The 18,435-nt window shown below is 34.3% G+C and carries 11 protein-coding genes; 7 read left to right on the top strand and 4 right to left on the bottom strand.

Annotation, left to right across the window (positions count from 1 at the left end; all coding sequences use genetic code 11):
* A complete protein-coding gene (locus QO263_RS18670; protein ID WP_285624817.1) occupies positions 1-3,141 on the top strand; it encodes an AAA family ATPase in 3,141 nt (1,046 codons plus the stop codon).
* Positions 3,142-3,341: 200 nt separating this feature from the next.
* On the opposite strand, the gene QO263_RS18665 is transcribed toward QO263_RS18670, so the two are convergent.
* The 4 genes from QO263_RS18665 to QO263_RS18650 all read right to left on the bottom strand — a co-directional run bounded on the left by QO263_RS18665 (position 3,342) and on the right by QO263_RS18650 (position 6,943).
* Positions 3,342-4,085 (bottom strand): ABC transporter permease, encoded by a 744-nt coding sequence (locus QO263_RS18665; RefSeq protein WP_285624814.1) that lies wholly within the window; start codon positions 4,083-4,085, stop codon positions 3,342-3,344.
* On the bottom strand, positions 4,072-4,803 hold the full coding sequence (locus tag QO263_RS18660; RefSeq protein ID WP_285624812.1) for an ABC transporter ATP-binding protein: 732 nt from the start codon (positions 4,801-4,803) through the stop codon (positions 4,072-4,074). The genes QO263_RS18665 and QO263_RS18660 overlap by 14 nt, the downstream gene beginning before the upstream one ends.
* Before the next feature lie 63 nt (positions 4,804-4,866).
* Positions 4,867-5,628 carry a MerR family transcriptional regulator gene (locus QO263_RS18655; RefSeq protein ID WP_285624810.1) on the bottom strand — a complete coding sequence of 254 codons (762 nt, stop codon included), beginning with the start codon at positions 5,626-5,628 and terminating at the stop codon, positions 4,867-4,869.
* A gap of 172 nt (positions 5,629-5,800) precedes the next feature.
* Complete coding sequence (locus tag QO263_RS18650; RefSeq protein ID WP_285624808.1) at positions 5,801-6,943, bottom strand: YibE/F family protein; 1,143 nt, start codon at positions 6,941-6,943, stop codon at positions 5,801-5,803.
* Positions 6,944-7,227: 284 nt separating this feature from the next.
* Here QO263_RS18650 and QO263_RS18645 point away from each other — a divergent pair, with 284 nt between their 5' ends.
* From QO263_RS18645 to QO263_RS18620, 6 genes are all read left to right on the top strand, one after another.
* Complete coding sequence (locus QO263_RS18645) at positions 7,228-12,396, top strand: CehA/McbA family metallohydrolase (RefSeq protein ID WP_285624804.1); 5,169 nt, start codon at positions 7,228-7,230, stop codon at positions 12,394-12,396.
* A gap of 68 nt (positions 12,397-12,464) precedes the next feature.
* Positions 12,465-14,078: an S-layer homology domain-containing protein gene (locus tag QO263_RS18640; RefSeq protein ID WP_285624800.1), complete on the top strand. Its 1,614-nt coding sequence runs from the start codon at positions 12,465-12,467 to the stop codon at positions 14,076-14,078.
* Between the two features lie 193 nt (positions 14,079-14,271).
* Complete coding sequence (gene galU, locus QO263_RS18635; protein ID WP_285624797.1) at positions 14,272-15,153, top strand: UTP--glucose-1-phosphate uridylyltransferase GalU; 882 nt, start codon at positions 14,272-14,274, stop codon at positions 15,151-15,153.
* 125 nt (positions 15,154-15,278) lie between these two features.
* Positions 15,279-16,064, top strand: coding sequence for a tyrosine-protein phosphatase (locus tag QO263_RS18630; protein WP_285624795.1), 786 nt, complete (start codon positions 15,279-15,281; stop codon positions 16,062-16,064).
* Positions 16,065-16,195: 131 nt separating this feature from the next.
* Complete coding sequence (locus QO263_RS18625; RefSeq protein ID WP_285624794.1) at positions 16,196-16,984, top strand: IclR family transcriptional regulator; 789 nt, start codon at positions 16,196-16,198, stop codon at positions 16,982-16,984.
* A gap of 153 nt (positions 16,985-17,137) precedes the next feature.
* The gene (locus QO263_RS18620; RefSeq protein ID WP_285624791.1) at positions 17,138-18,376 is read left to right on the top strand and encodes an amidohydrolase family protein; all 1,239 of its coding nucleotides are present in this window, start codon (positions 17,138-17,140) and stop codon (positions 18,374-18,376) included.
* Positions 18,377-18,435: the final 59 nt, after the last annotated feature.

The raw sequence follows: 18,435 nt of genomic DNA, 5'->3' as shown, positions 1-18,435 counted from the left end.
ATGAGGCCTATTAAGCTAACAATGTCTGCCTTTGGCTCCTATGCAAAAGTTGAAACCATAGATTTCACTAGATTTTATGATAAAAATATATTTCTCATAACAGGACCTACAGGAGCAGGAAAGACTACTATATTTGATGGAATATGCTATGCACTATATGGCTTTGTCAGCAGCTCTGACAAGGATCAGGGCTATATAAGAAACGATATTGCAGATGATGACATCTTGACTTATGTAGAACTAGAATTTGAATTAAAGGAAAAAACCTATTATATAAAGAGAAGCCCTGCTCAGCGTAGAAAAAAAGTAAGGGGAGATGGATATACAGAGCAGGCAGCAGCAGCTGAACTAAATATAATTGGCGATGATGAAGTGCTTACTAGTGTTTCAGAAGTAAACAATAAGATAGTAGAGATGGTCGGGTTGGAATATGATCAGTTTAAGCAGATTATAATGATACCGCAGGGAGAATTTAGACAGCTCATAACAGCGAAAAGCAAAGAAAGGGAAGAAATACTAAGAAGGATATTTGGTACAAGCGAATATAGAAAGCTTCAGGATGCTCTTGAAAAAATGACAAAGGGCCTGCGTGAAGATATTATAAAGCTAGAGGAAGGTTTAAAAACCAATATTAGAAATATAAGTACTGGGAATAATGAAAATCTGAAAGCTCTCATAGCTAAAGATAATCTAAATAGTGAACAAATTAAGATAGAGCTAATCAGCCAAATTCAAACTGATAAAAATGAAATCGAAGACTATGAAAAGAAGCTGAGCAAGCTAGAAGAAGAATCCAAAGAGATTCAGAAGAAAATAACAGAAGGAAAGTACATAAATGATAAGCTCCAAAGGAAAAGAGAAATAAAAGATGAAAAGGCTCAATTAGAAAGTAGACATGAAGAAATTAAAATGCTGAAGGCTTCCTTGGTAAAAGGTAAGAAAGCCTTATCTATTAAAATTTTAGAGGACAGCTATGATAAAAGCCTAGTCAAGGTAAAGGCAAAGGAAAAAGAGATACAGGATGCATATGAAAATTTAGTTAAGGCAGAGAAAATGCTGGAATTAGCAGAAAATGAATTGACTAAGCAGCTAAGTAGAAGTGAGGAAATAGATAAGTTAAAAGGGAATTTAGGGCTTTATAGCTCTTTTATTGAAAAAGTAAAAAATTATGAGGATAAGAAAAAAGATAAAGAGGAGTTAGATAAATCCCTTAAAAAGATTAAGAATGAATTAGACGTCATTACAAAGAGCCTAGACCACATGAAGAATACAGCTAATGAGCTTAAGGAGAGGAAAGAAAGCTTAAAGAATTGCGAAAAAGATCATAATAAGTTAGAGCTAGAGCTACAGAAAAAAGAAGGTATATATAAAAAGATAGAAAGCATTATTCCACTAATCACTGAACTAGAGCAATTACGAAGGAAATATAAGGATGGAAAATCTAAACATCTTTTCTTAGAAAAGCAGTATACAGACCTGAAAATAGATGTTGAGGATACTAGAAGAAAGTTTATTGAAGGATATGCTGGAAAACTAGCCAAGGAGTTAGAAAATAAAAAGCCCTGTCCAGTCTGTGGCTCTATTCATCATCCATATCCAGCAAAGCCTATAGAGGGCGTGCCCAGTGAAGATGAATTAAAGCTTATGGAGCAGAGATTAGATGAGCTAGACGAAAGATGTAAAGCAAGCAGCGATAATGTAAGTCAAATAGGAAATCAAGGCAATGTAAAAAAACAACTTATAGCAGAGAAGAAAAAGGAAATTAGTGAAGAATTGAATGAAGACATTGATTCTTTAGAGGGAAAAGAGTTATCACAGTTTGCCATAGAAAAAGAAAGGGAAATCCAGCTGCAAATAAATGAAATGAAATCTAAATTAGCTAAGCTAAATGAAGAAATAGAGGAAGGGAAAGAGATAGAATCGGACCTGAATGAATTAGAAAATAAAAAGGAAAGTACAGAAAGAAAAAAGGAAGATTTAAACACATTTTATACTAATTTATTTGCCAAAGTAGAAAGCGAAAGCAATCTAATTCAAGAGCTAGAAAAGGAGCTTCCTGAGGAAGTAAGAACTGAGAATGGATTAAAGAAGAAAATAACCGAATTAGAAGCACAAATCGACTCTTTGGAAGCTGCTATCAAAGAAGCTCAGGACAAACAGCAAAAATGTAAGGATGGATACACTGCATTAACAAACACAAAACAAGAAAGAGAAAAAAACTTAATAGAGGCTAAAGCTGAATGCGATGACTTAAGGGATAAATTTGAAGAACAAATTTTTAAGCAGGGTTTCATAGACGAAGAAGAGTACAGAAATGCTAAGCTGACAGAGGAAGAGATAGCAAATATAGATAATCAAATAAAAGAATATAATGAAAAGCTAATATCAGTAAAGGATAGATATGAGCAGATATTAAAAGAGGCAAGGGATATGGAGACTGTAGATATATCAGATTTAGAGAATAAGCTAGTATTAAAGGAGCAGGAAAAGAATTCTTCAAATGATAAAAGGACTATGGTATTTTCAAGACTAAATCAAAATAAAGTCATACTTGATAATATAAAGGTAATCAAAGAGAAGGTCTCTGCAAAAGCAAAGGAATACTCACTTGTAGGTGAATTATCAAGTACAGCAAATGGAAGAAATGATTATAAGGTTACATTTGAAACCTATGTACTTGCAGCATATTTTGAAGATATTATAGATGCTGCTAACTTAAGATTTAGAAAAATGACTAAGAACAGGTTCCAAATGGACAGGATAAAAGAGGAAGGGAGAGGAAATGCATTCAGAGGATTAGATATAAATGTGATGGACGGTAATTCTGGACAATACAGGCCTATAAAAAATATTTCAGGTGGAGAAAGCTTCAAAGCTTCACTTTCCCTAGCCTTAGGTCTTGCAGATGTGGTACAGTCATATGCAGGCGGAATTAAGCTAGATACCATGTTTATAGACGAAGGCTTCGGCTCTCTAGACTCAGCTTCCTTAGATGATGCTATTAACTGCCTTTTAGAACTTCAAAGCTCAGGACGTCTAGTAGGGATAATATCACATGTGAAAGAATTGCAGGAAAGAATAACCTCAAGAATAGAAATAGAGCCAAGTGTTGAAGGCAGCAGGGTTAGGTATGTTTATTGAGAATAGAGAATCAGAACCAAGAAGGAGCAGCTATCTTCTGTTGCTTTTCAGTAGTTTACCATAATGCAGTCTTTTGTAAAACAGTATTGAATTTGATTTGGAAAGAATGGCGTAGTGTAAATCTACGCCATTTTTCGTCCTTCAATTGCATTATTGCTACTGGAAGACCATACTTCTACTTGGCGATTCATAATAATCTGTTATTCCCATTTGAAAAACCGAAGAGAAATGCCTATACATATCACCGCAATTGCAATCATAACGACAATGGGAATGAAAGCACTATCCATTGGCAAGCCAAGCGAAGCAGTTTTCAGAAGCTTAATCCCTTGTGTCAATGGCAGTATGTCAGCCACTTTCTGAAGTGCAATGGGCATAACTTCATAAGGCAGAGTAGCACCTGAAAAAATAAGCATCGGAAAATATAACAAACTTGCTATAGCACTTGCTATTTTCATATTTGGTGCTATTCCTCCTACTAACAGCCCAATGCTGAATGTAGATAGCATAACCAGCAGGTATGCTCCTAAGAATTGAAGCCACGAGCCGTGTAGCTGATAGCCGAAAAAAATCGTCTCTGTTGTATAAACAAGAATAAGCGAAGCAATAGAATAAAGTGAGTAAATGATAACCTGTACCGTCAAGATAAGGGCAGGACTGGTAGGTGTTACCTTGAACCGCTTTAATATCTTTCTGCTTCGGTAACTGGATACGACTAAAGGAAGTCCCATCACACCTCCAGCACAGATGGCAATAGTAGATATTGCTCCAAAGGACTGTTCCAGAAAGGTATACTCCGCACCTTCAAAAGCAGGCTTATCTCCAAAAATTACGCCTAAGATAATAACGACAACGACAGGCATGCAGATGGCGAAAATAAACATGTCCATTCCACGAAGGGACAGCCTGCCTTCTGTTTTTAATAATGTTTTAAATGTTCGCATTTTCTTCCTCCTTGTCTGTGTACCAAAGATATGCATCTTCAAATTTTTCATAAGGACTTGCTTCAATTGCTTCTTGTACTGTCCCGTAGAAAATACTTTTCCCGTTTTTCAGAATCATGACTTTGTCGCAAAGGGCTTCCACCTCGTCCATAAAATGTGAGGTTAATAGAACCGTAATCCCTTTTGCTTTTAGCTCAGAGAGGCTTTTCCATACATTCCGCCGTGCCTTAGCATCCAATCCGGTTGTTAGCTCGTCTAAAAACATAACTTCAGGATTTGGAATTAGCGCCAGTACGATAAAGAGTCGTTGTTTTTGACCTCCCGAAAGCTCACTGACTTGGCTTTTAAACTTGTCCGAAAGCCCAAATTGCTTTAGAATAGTACCGTAATCCAAAGAGTTTTTATAAAGCGAAGCAGTAACTTCACAAAGTTCAGACACTCTTATTTGGTCCTGATAGTTGGCTTCTTGGAATTGAACACCAACTTTTTCAAAAAGTCTTTTTCGATCTTTTTGCGGATTCATACCTAAAATAGATACAGTTCCGCTATCTTGTTTTTTTGTTCCTAAAATACATTCAATTGTGGTGCTTTTGCCCGCACCGTTTGTGCCTAGCAAACCAAATACTTCTCCGCGACAAACTGAGATATTAATATTCTCTATCGCTTTAACATGGGCATAAGACTTACATAGTTTTTCTACTTTAATGGTTATTTCCATGCGATTAAATCCTCCTATTTTTTTCTTTGCATAAAAATAATAACACCAGAACAAAGTCTGGTGTCAAAATGTAGGGTTTGTTGCAAATTGTTTTTTCATCTTCTCAAGATGTGTGAGCATAATCTCCGCATTTTGTTCAGCATAATGTAAAGATGTGAGGAGCTTATCACATACAGAAATAATATCGTCGTTTTCTTTTGGAGTATCAATGACTTGCCGTATATCTGCCTCGGGGTTGTTGGATAAAGTATTCAGCATTCGTAAAATTGCTGAAAGAGAGTAATTAGCACAGCGCAAGGAACGTATGATTTTTAGCCGTAGAATATCTTCATTGGTATAAACTCGATACCCATTTTGTTTTCGCTTTACAGTTAGCAGGCCGTTCATTTCCCAATTTCTTAAAGCATCCATTGATATTTGCAGAAAATTAGCCGCTTCTTTTCTGGTAAAAAAAGCTGTGCCTATTCCTTGATCATTGCCTGATAATAGATCTTTGGTAATTTCTATGGCTTCTTCGGCGTTTTTTTGCTCGTTTTTTATTTGATGCAAATAATGTTCAGTCAGGAGTATCGCCTTGCTAAAACTTCCAGAAGCCGAGGTTTTAATGATAGTAATGGCTTGCTTTCTCAAGCCATTTTGCAGAACCTCAACCTTTAACGCAGTTCTTGCAAACTTAATTTGCTCCATATGGAAATCTGTAAAAATACGATAACCATTTGCCTTTCGTTCTGGCTTAGGAATAAGCTCAAGCTCCTCATAAAGTCGTACTGTGTTAGGATGAATTCCAATACTATGTGCAATTTCTGATGTCTTGTAGGTATTCATTTTATTGTATCACCACCATTCTATTCCACCATAATATCATCGTATAAAAGTCTGGTGTTATAGTGGAGGGTTTTAATTGTAACTCATGAGAACAAAAAGCACAAGAGTGTTCATATGTATTTTGTTCTTATACTGTTTTATGAAGGAAAACTGTAGTCTGTTTTTTTACAATTTATACACCTATCTTAGAACTTCTTTTGATATTTGCTTTAAGGGCTAAATAAGTAGATATTAGAGCAGTTATTGGGACGGTAAGAATAATCCCTATGCTTCCTGATATGCTTTGAACTACCTCTGTAACTATTAAATCAAGGTTCATTAGCTGAGTATAAGGCATTTCATAAGCCATTAAAAGTATTATTATATTTAATGAGCTTCCAATAAACGCTAGGATTAAAGTATTGGACATGGTTCCCATGACATCCTTTCCTATATTTAATCCTGATGCCATAAGATTTTTAAATGAAATATTAGGATTCGTTTTATGTATTTCAAAAGTGGAAGAGGCTATTGACATGGCAACATCCATTATGGCACCAAGGGCTGCTATCAATATAGCAGAAAACATCAGTCCTCTAACTTTCAAATCCTTAATACCAGCTACATACATAAGCTCTTCAGCTTCGTTAGTTGTTAAACCTGATAAGTGAGCCATATTACTGCCTATATATGATATAATGCCTGCTATGATAACTCCCAAGATAGTCCCGGCTATTGCAGATATAGTTTTTTTATTTAACCCATCTACCATCACTATAGTTACAATTGTAGTTATAGCTACGGTTATTATAGTCAGCAATATTGGGCTATAGCCTTTAAAGAAGAGAGGTATCATGAAAAATATTATAAGTACTCCTGTGAATACTAATGATATGAATGACTTTAATCCTTTCATGCCGCCAAATATTAAAAGTACTAAAAAGAAAAGGGCAACTAAGATATATGAAACATATTCTTTTTTATAATTAAAAACTGATATACTTTTTACTTGTTCCCCTTGTTCTTCAATACTTACTATTATTTTACTTCCTATTTTTGTATGTACATTATAGGTCCTGCTCATAGGGTTTTTTATATTAAATTCTTCCCCTATATATTTACCTGTCAATATTTTTATTTTTATCTGCTGATATCCAAGCATAAGGTCTGGGATTACCGCATCTTCTTCTAAGTTTTCTTCATTTATAGATATTACTTCAGCCTTTTCAAAATCAAAATGATGTTCCTTTTTTGAAGTTAAAGGTGAAGTAAATATTAAAATAATAATTATACCTACTACTATGATTGGAAAGTATTTTAAAATCTTTGTTCTCATAGGTCCTCCTTAGAAAAGTATTTAACTAGATTATATTCTATTATATAGATAAAATCAATTTTAATAACAAATTTTACATAAGAAGGATTTTTTGAATAAATGTAGAATTATTAAAGTCCAGCTATAAAATATGTACGACTATATGCTGTAATGAAATATTGCAAATTGGGTATTACAGGGGATTGCAATATCAAAGCTAAAAGAGTCTTGAAAATAAGCAAGAAAGGGGGAAAGTTTTATTCGCTCATAATAAAGTAAATAATTACAAAAGGGGGAATAGAGTTTTGAATAAGAAAGTTTCAAAAAGCTTAAGTTTATTTTTTGTGTTTGTTTTAACTTTTACAAGCGTGTTTAGTTTTGTGCCAACTGCATTAGTAAAGGCTGATACACAGACCTTCGTAGAGACGTTTGATAATTTAGAACTGACAGGAAGTAGCTATGTAGATGGGAAATTCATCGGTGTAAATGGTATTGAATGGAGCTATATACATGCTAGAGGGGGTCTAATAGACCAAGGAAACGACTACTCTATAGATGGAAAAGGCCTTATGCTTAGAAGATCTGGAGGCAATTCCAAAATATTTGCAGAGATCAATGGAGGAATAAAGAATTTTTCTGTTGACTTAAAGAAGGCTTTCACAACTGGTACAGTAAGAGAAGTTGGACTTTTTATAAATGATGAACTTATAGAGTCCTACACATTAGAAAACAATAGTGAAGTCCAGAATTTTTCTGTTGACAGTATTAATATTGAAGGTAAATTTATTCTTGAAATTAGGCATCTATCTGGTGGAAGTGCAAATGCTCAAATTACTATTGACAACATAACATGGACTAACTATGACGATGGAGGGTCTGGAGGAGACCCGAAGGTTTTGCCAGTAACTGCAAATCCTTCATCGGGAGAAGTGGAGGCAGGTACTAAAGTCATTTTATCTACCTCAACAATAGACGCAACAGTATTCTATGCAGTATACAAGGAATCATTTTCAAATGAAGATGTAGTATTTGAGGAATATGCTGAACCTATACAGGTAGATGAGCCGTTGACAATAAAAACATATGCAACTAAGGAAGGGCTAGAAGATAGTGACATAACAGAATTTTCTTATACTATAAAAGCACCAGCTACAGTCATTACAATAGCAGAAGCTAGAAACCTACCTAAAGGTCAAGAAGCAACGGTTAGAGGAGTAGTAACATGGGTGGATGGAGATAAGAAATATATTCAAGACGATACAGCTGGAATAGTGATAGATTATTATAAAATCACAGGCGCTCCTGAAGTAGAGGAAGGAGATTTTATACAAGTAACAGGTAATTTGAATGCATTTAATGAATTGATTACAATAACTCCTAATCCAGCTGCAATTAGAATTGAATCTAAAAATAACACACTTCCAGTCCCCAAAAAAATTACAATAGAACAAGCAAATAATGACACATATGAATCACAGCTTATAGAAATTGAAAAGGCAACTATTGGTACAATTAACACAGGTGGGGATACAGTATTAACAGATTCAACTGGAAGTATAAATATTTTTAGAATACCTTCTACAGAATTATCAGAGGGTGATGAAGTAGAATTAATAGCAATACTATCAAGATTCACTAAAGATCCAAATACTACACCAGGCTATCAACTTAGGGTAAGGAAAGCAGATGATATTCAGAAAATATTAGGGCCAGATACTGAAAATCCTGTTATAGCACACACACCTGTAACGAAGGGAAATATAGAAATTGACCTAGAGATAACTGCGAAAGTTACAGATAACAGGAAAGTTGAGTTAGTTACTCTTTATTATAGAATAAAAGGACAAGATGAATATGAGCATCTTGCAATGCTTAAAGATGGAGAAAATTATTCAGTCAAGATCCCTAAATCGCAGCTTGTACTAGGAGAGCTTCAATACTATATAGAAGCATCTGATGGAACAAATACAGTAACAGCACCAGAAGATAAAAATATACCATATGAAGTAAAAATATCAGATGAAGACATAGTACCACCAGTTATCATTAATTTAACACCTGTAAATGGAACATCTACAGATGACAATTTAAGACCAGAAATAAGTGCAGAATATAGCGATACATCGGGAATAGATGTAAGTTCAATAAAACTTTATTTAGATGGCATAGATATAACAGCGGAAGCAGACATAACTGAAAGCAAAATAACTTATGTACCTAAGACTGACCTTTCAATAGGAAATCATACAGCAAAGCTTGAGGTATCAGACATGGCATCGGTACCACAGAAATCTATAGTAGAATGGGGTTTCTATGTTGGAAAAAGAAACTTTAATTTCTACTTCGGACAATTACACAGCCATACAAATCTATCAGACGGTACAGGAACAGTAAACGAAGCATTTAGATTTGCAAGAGACGAAGCAAAAGCGGATTTTTTTGCGGTAACAGACCACTCAAATTGGTTTGACAATGAAAAAGATTTAATGAATGAAAATATAACGGATGTTAGTCAATCCAATAGTGCTGAATGGAAACAGCTAAATAGTACAGCTCTATCCTCTACTACAGAAGCATTTGTTGGTATACCTGGCTATGAAATGACTTGGAGTGGCAGTACTGGTGGATGGGGACATATAAATACATTTAATACTCCTTGGTTTGCTTCAAGGTCAAATTCTGCTATGAATTTACAGGCATATTATAATAAAATAGCACAATGGCCAGAATCAATAAATCAATTGAATCATCCAGGTAAAACCTTTGGAGATTTTGCAGATTTTGGATTTTACGCACCTAATGTTGATAAGGTAGTACAATTAATAGAGGTTGGGAATGGAGAAGGCCCTGTAAGAGGAAGCGGTTATTTCCCAAGCTATGGGTATTATACTAGAGCATTAGATAAGGGATGGCATTTAGCACCTTCAAACAATCAAGATAACCATAAGGGAAACTGGATACTTGCCAATACTGCAAGAACTGTAATAGTAGCTGAAGCTCTTACAAGAGATAGTCTATATGATGCAATTAGAGATTTAAGAGTTTATTCTACTGAGGACAATAATCTAGAAATAATGTATAAGGTTAACGATCAGCCCATGGGTTCACAGTTAAATGATCCTGATAAGCTAAACGTTAGTATATCAATTCTCGATCCAGATGCTAATGACAATATTGCAAAAGTAGAGCTAATTTCAGATGGTGGAGCCATATCAGCCTCAAGAACATTTAGCTCAAATAAAGTTGACTGGGATTTTGAACTGGATCCTAGATTTAGCTATTATTATGTAAGAGTTACTCAAGAAGACAAGGATATAGCTGTAACAGCACCTATTTGGGTTGGAGAAGTAAGCGCTTTTGGATTGTCGAATATGGAGGCTTCGCAGTCCCTACTAGAATTAGGTTCAAATGTAGATATAACTGCTACAGTATTCAACAATGAATCAAATATGCTAAACAAAGCTGTAGTAGATTTTTATGTTGACTCTATAAATCCAGAAAATAAAATAGGCTCAAGTACAGTAACTAATATTGGACAAGGAGCAACAGCTTTAGCTAAAATCACATGGAAGCCTGAAAATGTAGGAGAATACAATATATATGCAGTAGCTACAATAGAAGGAGCAGATAAGACCTTCACAGCTAGTACAAGAATAGAAGTTGTACCAAAAGGTTCTGCTACAAAGGTAATGATAGACTACGCTCATAAGAACCATTACGTAAGTGGTGGAGATTATAGTAATAAAATAGAAAGTTTCAGAGAAATGTTAAAGAATAAGAACATGATTATAGTAGAAAATCATGATACCATAACTGATGAAGCATTAAATGATATTGACATATTGATCATTACTTCTCCACAGCCAATAGATAGAGGCGATAATGGTGAAATAAAGAGATCAAAATTAAGTGATGAAGAAATACAAGCAGTAAAAAGATTTACAGACAAAGGAGGGTCTTTAATAGTTACCTCTAGAGCAAACTACAATGATGGAAAAGACGATTATCAAAACTCCATCCAAGGTAATAAACTATTAAATGCCATAGGCTCAAATATTATATTTAATTCTGACCAGGTAGTGGACTATACACAAAATGGCGGACAACAATATAGACTATACTTTAACACATATACATCAACAAAATACAAATTGACTTCCGGTTTAAATGAGGAAGATTTATATAGCTTCTATAGTGGCTGTTCAGTATTATTAAAAGATGGTGGTAATGATGAAAATGTAGATTTTATAGTAAAAGGCCATTCTACTACTAAAAATGAAAATGCTGGTAACACTCCTATAGGATTTATTGAAATAGCAGCAGGAAATGTATATGGGTTAGCGGCAGAAGTGCTTTCAAGTGGAGCAAAAATAATAGCTTCTGGCACTACATTCTTTTCTGACTTTGAGATGTCAGGAGATAATAGATATTCCAATATTCAAATAGCAGATAAAGTATTAGACTGGCTAGAGCTGAAACCAGAGTCAGAAGTAAAGACCATTAAAGAAGTAAGAGATGGAATGCCAGGTAATTTTGGTGAAAAGTTTATTATAGAGGGAAGAATAACTTCTATGTCAGAGGCATACTCACAAGAGCATGAATTAAATAATGCTTTCTTCGAAGTAATATATGTTCAAGATGAAACAGGAGGTATAACAGTATTTGGAGTATCTCAAACAAAGCTGCCCTTAGGTGCAAAGGTACGAGTCACAGGCACTGCTGGTCAATATCAGGGAGATTATCAGCTTCAAATTAAGAATGAAAATACTGATTTAGTAGTACTTGATAGTGCAATACAAGTAATAGAACCTAAGCTAATGAGTACAAAAAATAGTATGCTAAAAGATAATGAAGGATGGTTAGTAAGAGTACAAGGTAAAGTAACTAGAATAGATGCTGAGGGTAATAGCTTATATATAGATGATGGTACAGGTGAAGCAAGAGTATATCTAGAGGGATATATAGGTGACGGGACAAAAAACGGGGAAAAATTAGGTATATGGGACCCAGCTATAAGGGTAGGAGATACTGTAAGTGCTATAGGTCTAGCCTCAACTGATTCTGTAGGGGCTAGACTTAGGGTAAGAAACACAACAGAAATAGTAAGAATAGAAGAAACCAGCTACCCAATAGGCATTGAAATAGTTAAGACATCAGATGTTAACGGAAATCTAGGAACAGAGTTTGAGCTAGGTAATATGGTAATGGTAAATACGGTTATCACCAATAAATCAGAGGAGTCAAAGAGCGGAACAGTTATTTTCAAACTAGTTGACTCTGAAGACAGAACATATGCTATAGGATTTATGAATGGTGTCGAGCTTAATGTTGGAGGATTAAAGACTCTATCTATGGGCTTCCATGTAAATGGTGTAAGTAAAGGAAAACATACTGCCAAGGTATATGTATGGGATAGCTTTACTAACAAAGCTCCTCTATCAGAAGTAGGAATTGTTGAGTTTACAGTAAAGTAAAGTGAAAAGGGCATTGCCCTTTTCACTAATAACACTAAACCATTTAAATAAGATAGGAGGAGGAAAAATTGTCAAAGAAAATATTAATTTGTTTATTAGTTATTGCTTTGATTGCAGTAAATGGATTACCAGCCTTTGGGGAAAGCATATATACTATGGACTTTAGTTTAAATAAAACTGACTATAATATAGATGAATATGTTGCGGGTACTGGTACTGTATATAATAATGGAGTCCCAGCTCCTAACGCTTTGATAACCATGGCAGTCGAAAATGAAGATGGCAAATCTATATATGATGTTGACCAATATACCACTGATAGCCAAGGCAAATTTAATGTTAGATTTAGGATGGTAAAGTCTATTGAGAATGGGACTTACTATATTAAGCTAAAAAGCTATGGTGTAGAAAAAATAGCTTCTTTCAAAATAAAAAAAGAAATCTCTACCATTATTCTAGAAAGTATAACTATAACAGGAAGTAAAACCGAGATAAAGGTAAATGAGAAGATACAGTTAGGTTTAAAAGGTAAAATGAGTGATGGCTCAGATGCTACTAAGGAGGATTTAGAAGACGTTCAGTGGTCAAGTTCAAATGCTTCGGTAGCAGCAGTAGACAGTAACGGACTTGTAACAGGAAAAGGAAAAGGAGAAGTAATAATTACAGCCAAAGTAGGAGAACTGTCAGCTACTTTTAAAATGAAAGTGATAAAGCAGTCAAGTCCACCAGATTATGATGATCCTGCACCATTAAAACCAAAGGAGGAGAAAAAAGAAAAATCACCTATAGAGCTTGGATTAATAGTAGTTGAGGGAGATTTAAAAACATCTCTAATAGTAGAGATATTAGATGAAAAAGAAGCTGAAGAAATAGTTAGCTACTTATCTTCAGCAGAATATCAACTATTATCAGATATATTCGACGTTAAGTCCTCAAAAAGACTGGATATGCCACTTACACTGACCATTAAATATGATATAAGCAAGGTAACGGAGCCACAAAAGCTTGGTGTATACTATTTTAATGAAGTCGCAAAAGTATGGGAATACATCGGGGGTAAAGTAGTAAAAGAGGGAGAAATAAAAGTTGCTATAGATAAATTAGGTAAAATTGCAGTAATAGAATATAGAAAAACCTTCAATGATGTAAGTAATGTAGTTTGGGCACAAAAGCAAATAGAGATACTAGCAGCAAGGCATATAATAAATGGTGTAGATGATAAAAACTATGCTCCAAATGATAATATAACAAGGGCAGCATTTACAAAACTTATAGTGGAAGGATTGAAACTAAAACCCGAAGGCAAAATAGTAAGTTTTAGCGATGTGAAAGCAGGAGCTTGGTACAAAGAGTCAGTGGAAACAGCGGCAAGCTTAGGGATAGTAACGGGTCATGATGGAAAATTCGATCCAAATGGTCAAATAACTAGAGAACAGATGGCTGCGATTATAGTGAGAGCACTAAAATATATAAAACCAAATGAAAGCTATACAAGTGGGGCACCAAGCTTTACAGACTATGGAGAAATATCAGAATGGGCAAAGGAAGCAGTTGAAATATCAGCGAGCAAAGAATTAGTTAAAGGATTAGGGAATGGAACTTTTGGGCCACAAGAAAAGGCTACAAGAGCTCAAGCGGCAGTAATAATATACAGAATGTTAGATTTATTAGATAGATTATAATAACTACTAAAAATTTGAAGGGTTCAGCTACAAGACTTAGTCTTAAATAGTTGAATCCCTTTTTCTTGTGAAATACATGGAAGGGAAAAAATAGTTTTTGTTGAATTATAGATTAGATAAAGTTATTATTTATAATACTAATGTTACTTATATTAAATAATATAAATTAAAATAGAAAGGGTAAGATAATACTATGAAAGTTCGTAAAGCTATCATCCCGGCAGCAGGTCTGGGAACTAGATTTTTACCTGCGACTAAGGCACAGCCGAAGGAGATGCTTCCAATTGTAGATAAGCCAACTCTGCAATATATTATTGAAGAGGCTGTAGAATCTGGTATTGAAGAAATATTAATTATAACAGGCAGAAATAAGAAAAGTATAGAGGACCATTTTGATAAATCTGTAGAATTAGAGCTTGAGTTAGAGAAAAAAGGTAAGAATGAGCTATTAGAAGAGGTAAGAAAGATTTCCGATATGGTGAATATTCACTACATAAGACAAAAGGAACCAAAGGGGTTAGGTCATGCAATACATTGTGCTAAAAGCTTTATAGGAAATGAACCCTTTGCTGTTCTGTTAGGCGATGATATAGTTTATGCGGATAAACCTTGTCTAAAGCAAATGATAGAAGCTTATGATGAGTACAAGACAACTATTCTTGGAGTACAGGAAGTAGCTAGAGAAGATGTAAGCAAGTATGGCATAGTTAATGGAAAACACATAGAGGGTAGAGTATATAAGGTAAAGGGATTAGTGGAGAAGCCCGATGTAGAAGATGCTCCTTCTAATGTGGCCATACTTGGAAGGTATATTATTAATCCTGCCATATTTGAAATACTAGAGCATACTGAGCCTGGAAAGGGTGGAGAAATTCAGCTAACTGATGCTTTAAAAGAATTAGCTCAAAGAGAAGCCATGTATGCATATAGCTTTGAAGGAAGAAGATATGATGTAGGAGATAAGCAGGGTTTCTTAGAGGCTACTATAGAGTATGCCTTGAGACGTGAAGATTTACGAGATGAGTTTTTAGATTATTTATTTAAGATAGTAGAAAAGGAAAAAAACACAAATTAGCAAAGGCTCTTTTAAAGGATTAATTCTTTAAAGGAGCTTTTTAATTAATAAGTCCAGATTGATGTTCAACTCAGTAAATATTTCAAAATAAGTGATAATATATTTTAGTGGAAGGGGTTGATTGAATGTATGATATCCATTGTCATATACTCCCTGAAATTGATGACGGTGCAAATAGCATGGAAGAAGCTATAAATATGGCTATAATGGCAAAAGAGAATGGTATAGAGGTTATATTTGCTACACCTCATTATATTGAAGGAGTAGGTTATAAGGATTCTAGCTACAATAGAGAAGCTTTAGAAAAATTAAACTCTGAGCTTGAAAAAAGAAATATTGATATGAAAATATATCTTGGCTGCGAGGTATACTCCACTTGTGATGCCTTGAAGCTTTTAGAGAAAGGTTTAATAGCTACTCTTAACAGCTCAAACTATATGCTAATTGAATTGCCTATGCATGATATACCTATTTATATAGAGACAATGATATATAACCTCAAGTTGAAAGGGATAACTCCTATCATAGCCCATCCTGAAAGAAATACTAAAATAATTGAGAATCCAAATATTTTGCATACCCTTATATCAAAAGGTGCTCTAGCACAGCTTAATTTACCAAGTTTACTAGGTATGTATGGAGAAAGTGTAAAGAATACAGCTGAAGTGCTCCTTAAGCATGATATGATTCATTTTGTTGGAACAGATGCTCATAAACCGAGTAAAAGGTATTATAGAATTAATGAAGTATTAGATATATTAAATGACTTAATAGGCGGAGAAAAAACTTTAAAGATTACTGAGATTAATCCTGAGGCAGTAATCACGGGAACTGATATAGAAACTGACGAACCAAAGCTATATAAACCAGAAAAAGGTGTAAAAAAACTTCTCAAAAGGTTTATAGGGTAATAATTTATAGTGAAACGTTTAAAAAATTTCATGTTGATTGACTCCTGTTAAAGAATTATGATAATAGTAATGTTATACGATTATAGAGATGCAATTAAAAACGTTAATATTTACGAAGGGAGTGCAACTATATGGAGAGAAAAAATGATAATGCTAGTAGTGGATTGATTAAATCTGTGCAAAAAAGCTTGAAAATACTTAAATATATTATAGATTCAGATAGTGAAGTATCTCTTACAGACATAGAAAAGGATTTAGGATACAATGTCAGTACTGCTCACCGTTTGCTGAGAACCTTGATGGAAGAAAGCTTTATAAGTCAAAATCAAATTACAAAGAAATACGATATAGGTCCAGAAATATTTTTTTCATGGCTAGGTGGAAGAAAGCCAGAAAAATATTTCTATAGAGTTACACCAATACTAGAGGAATGTGTTAAAAGAACTGGTGAAACAACTAATCTATTTATTAGAGATGGAAATGAGGCTATATGTATTACAGGCTGCGAATCACAGCATACCCTTAGAGCATTTCTTATGATAGGAAGAAGAATTCCACTTACATGTACAGCAGCAGGAAAGGTATTTTTAAGCTATATCAAAGAAGAGGAATTGAAAAAACTAATAGCTAAAGTAAAGTTTAAACAGTATCTTCCCAATACATTAATGGATCCGGAAAGTCTTTTAAAAGACCTATCTATATCGAGAGAGAGAGGTTATACCATAGAAAATGATGAATATGAGCAAATGATTACTGCAGTAGGAGTGCCAGTCTTTGATCATAGTGGAAGAGTTATATGTGCCATATCTACTATTGCTCCTAGTACAAGAGTAGATGAAGAAAAAATCAAATCTATATCCAAGGAACTAATGCTTACTTCTAAACAGATTACAGAGGTAATGGGAGAAGTATTCTATTAGGACAAAAAGCTTTATTGTTTTTGCAATAGAGCTTTTTTATTTGAAAAATATTTTTTAAAAAGCAGGATTTTACTCATATTTATAGAATATAGAAAAAAATGATATCACAATATGAAATATATATTTCACAATATGAAAAAGGAGAGATTATAATTGGATCTTATAATTAGAAATGCAAAGCTTAGAAGCAAGGAAGGTCTTTGGGATATAGGTATAGAAAAGGGGAAAATAAAAGCATTAGCTAACAATTTATCTGAAAAAGCAGAGCAAGAAATAGATGCAGAGGGTAAGCTTACTGTGCCTTCATTTATTGACCCCCATATTCATTTGGATAAGGTTAATATAGTTGATGTAGTCAAACCTAACAAAACTGGTACATTGAAGGAAGCTATAGAAATTATTTGGGATAAAAAATCTAAGTATACAATTGAGGATATAGTAGATAGAGCTGGAGATGTTATAAAGAGAGCAGCTTTAAATGGTACAACAAGTATGAGAACTCATGTAGATATAGATACAATTGGCGGATTAAAGCCATTGGAAGGTGTAATAGCTGCGAAAGACAAGTATAAGGACATAATGGATATACAGACAATAGCTTTTCCTCAAGAGGGTATTATAAAGGACCCTGGATGTGACAAGCTTATGTGGGAAGCAATGGAGATGGGAGCGGATATTGTTGGAGGTATGCCTGCCAATGAGAATACACCTGAGGATAGCAAAAGGCATATAGAGTTATGCTTTGATATAGCAGAAAAGTATGATGCTGATGTGGACATGCATGTTGACGAAACTGATGACCCATTTTATAGAACATTAGAAATGCTAGCCGATGAAACTATTAAAAGGGGATGGCAAGGCAGAGTTACAGCAGGGCATACTTGTGCTCTTGCAGCCTATGATGATCATTATGCAAAATATGTAATTGATAAAGTAAAAAATGCTGGAATTCATGTGATAACAAATCCAGTAACTAACTTGATGCTACAGGGAAGAAATGATAAACAGCCTATTAGACGTGGAATTACTAGAGTTAAAGAATTATTAGAAGCAGGTGTAAATGTAAGCTTTGGTCAAGATTGTGTAAAGGATACCTTCTATCCATTTGGCAGTGCTGATATGCTTCAAATTGCTTTAATTACAGCACATGCTGCTCAAATGAGCCTTCCTCATGAAATTGAAAAAGTATTTGATATGATAACCTATGATGCGGCAAAGATTTTAAGACTTCAAAGCTACGGCTTAGAAGAAGGCAAGGATGCAGATATAGTTATACTGGATGCCTTTACTACTAATGATGCTATAAGACTACAGCCTACAAGATTGTATGTAATAAAGGGTGGAAGAATTATTGCAAAAAGTGAAAGTCAGAAAGAGCTATATTTTAAATAAGATTTATTGATTGATATTGACAGAGATAGCTTCTCTGTCATTTTTTTATTTTTTGGACA

This window comes from Proteiniborus sp. MB09-C3 (assembly GCF_030263895.1).
Classification (GTDB): domain Bacteria; phylum Bacillota; class Clostridia; order Tissierellales; family Proteiniboraceae; genus Proteiniborus.
This window is presented reverse-complemented; position numbering and strand designations above follow the sequence as displayed.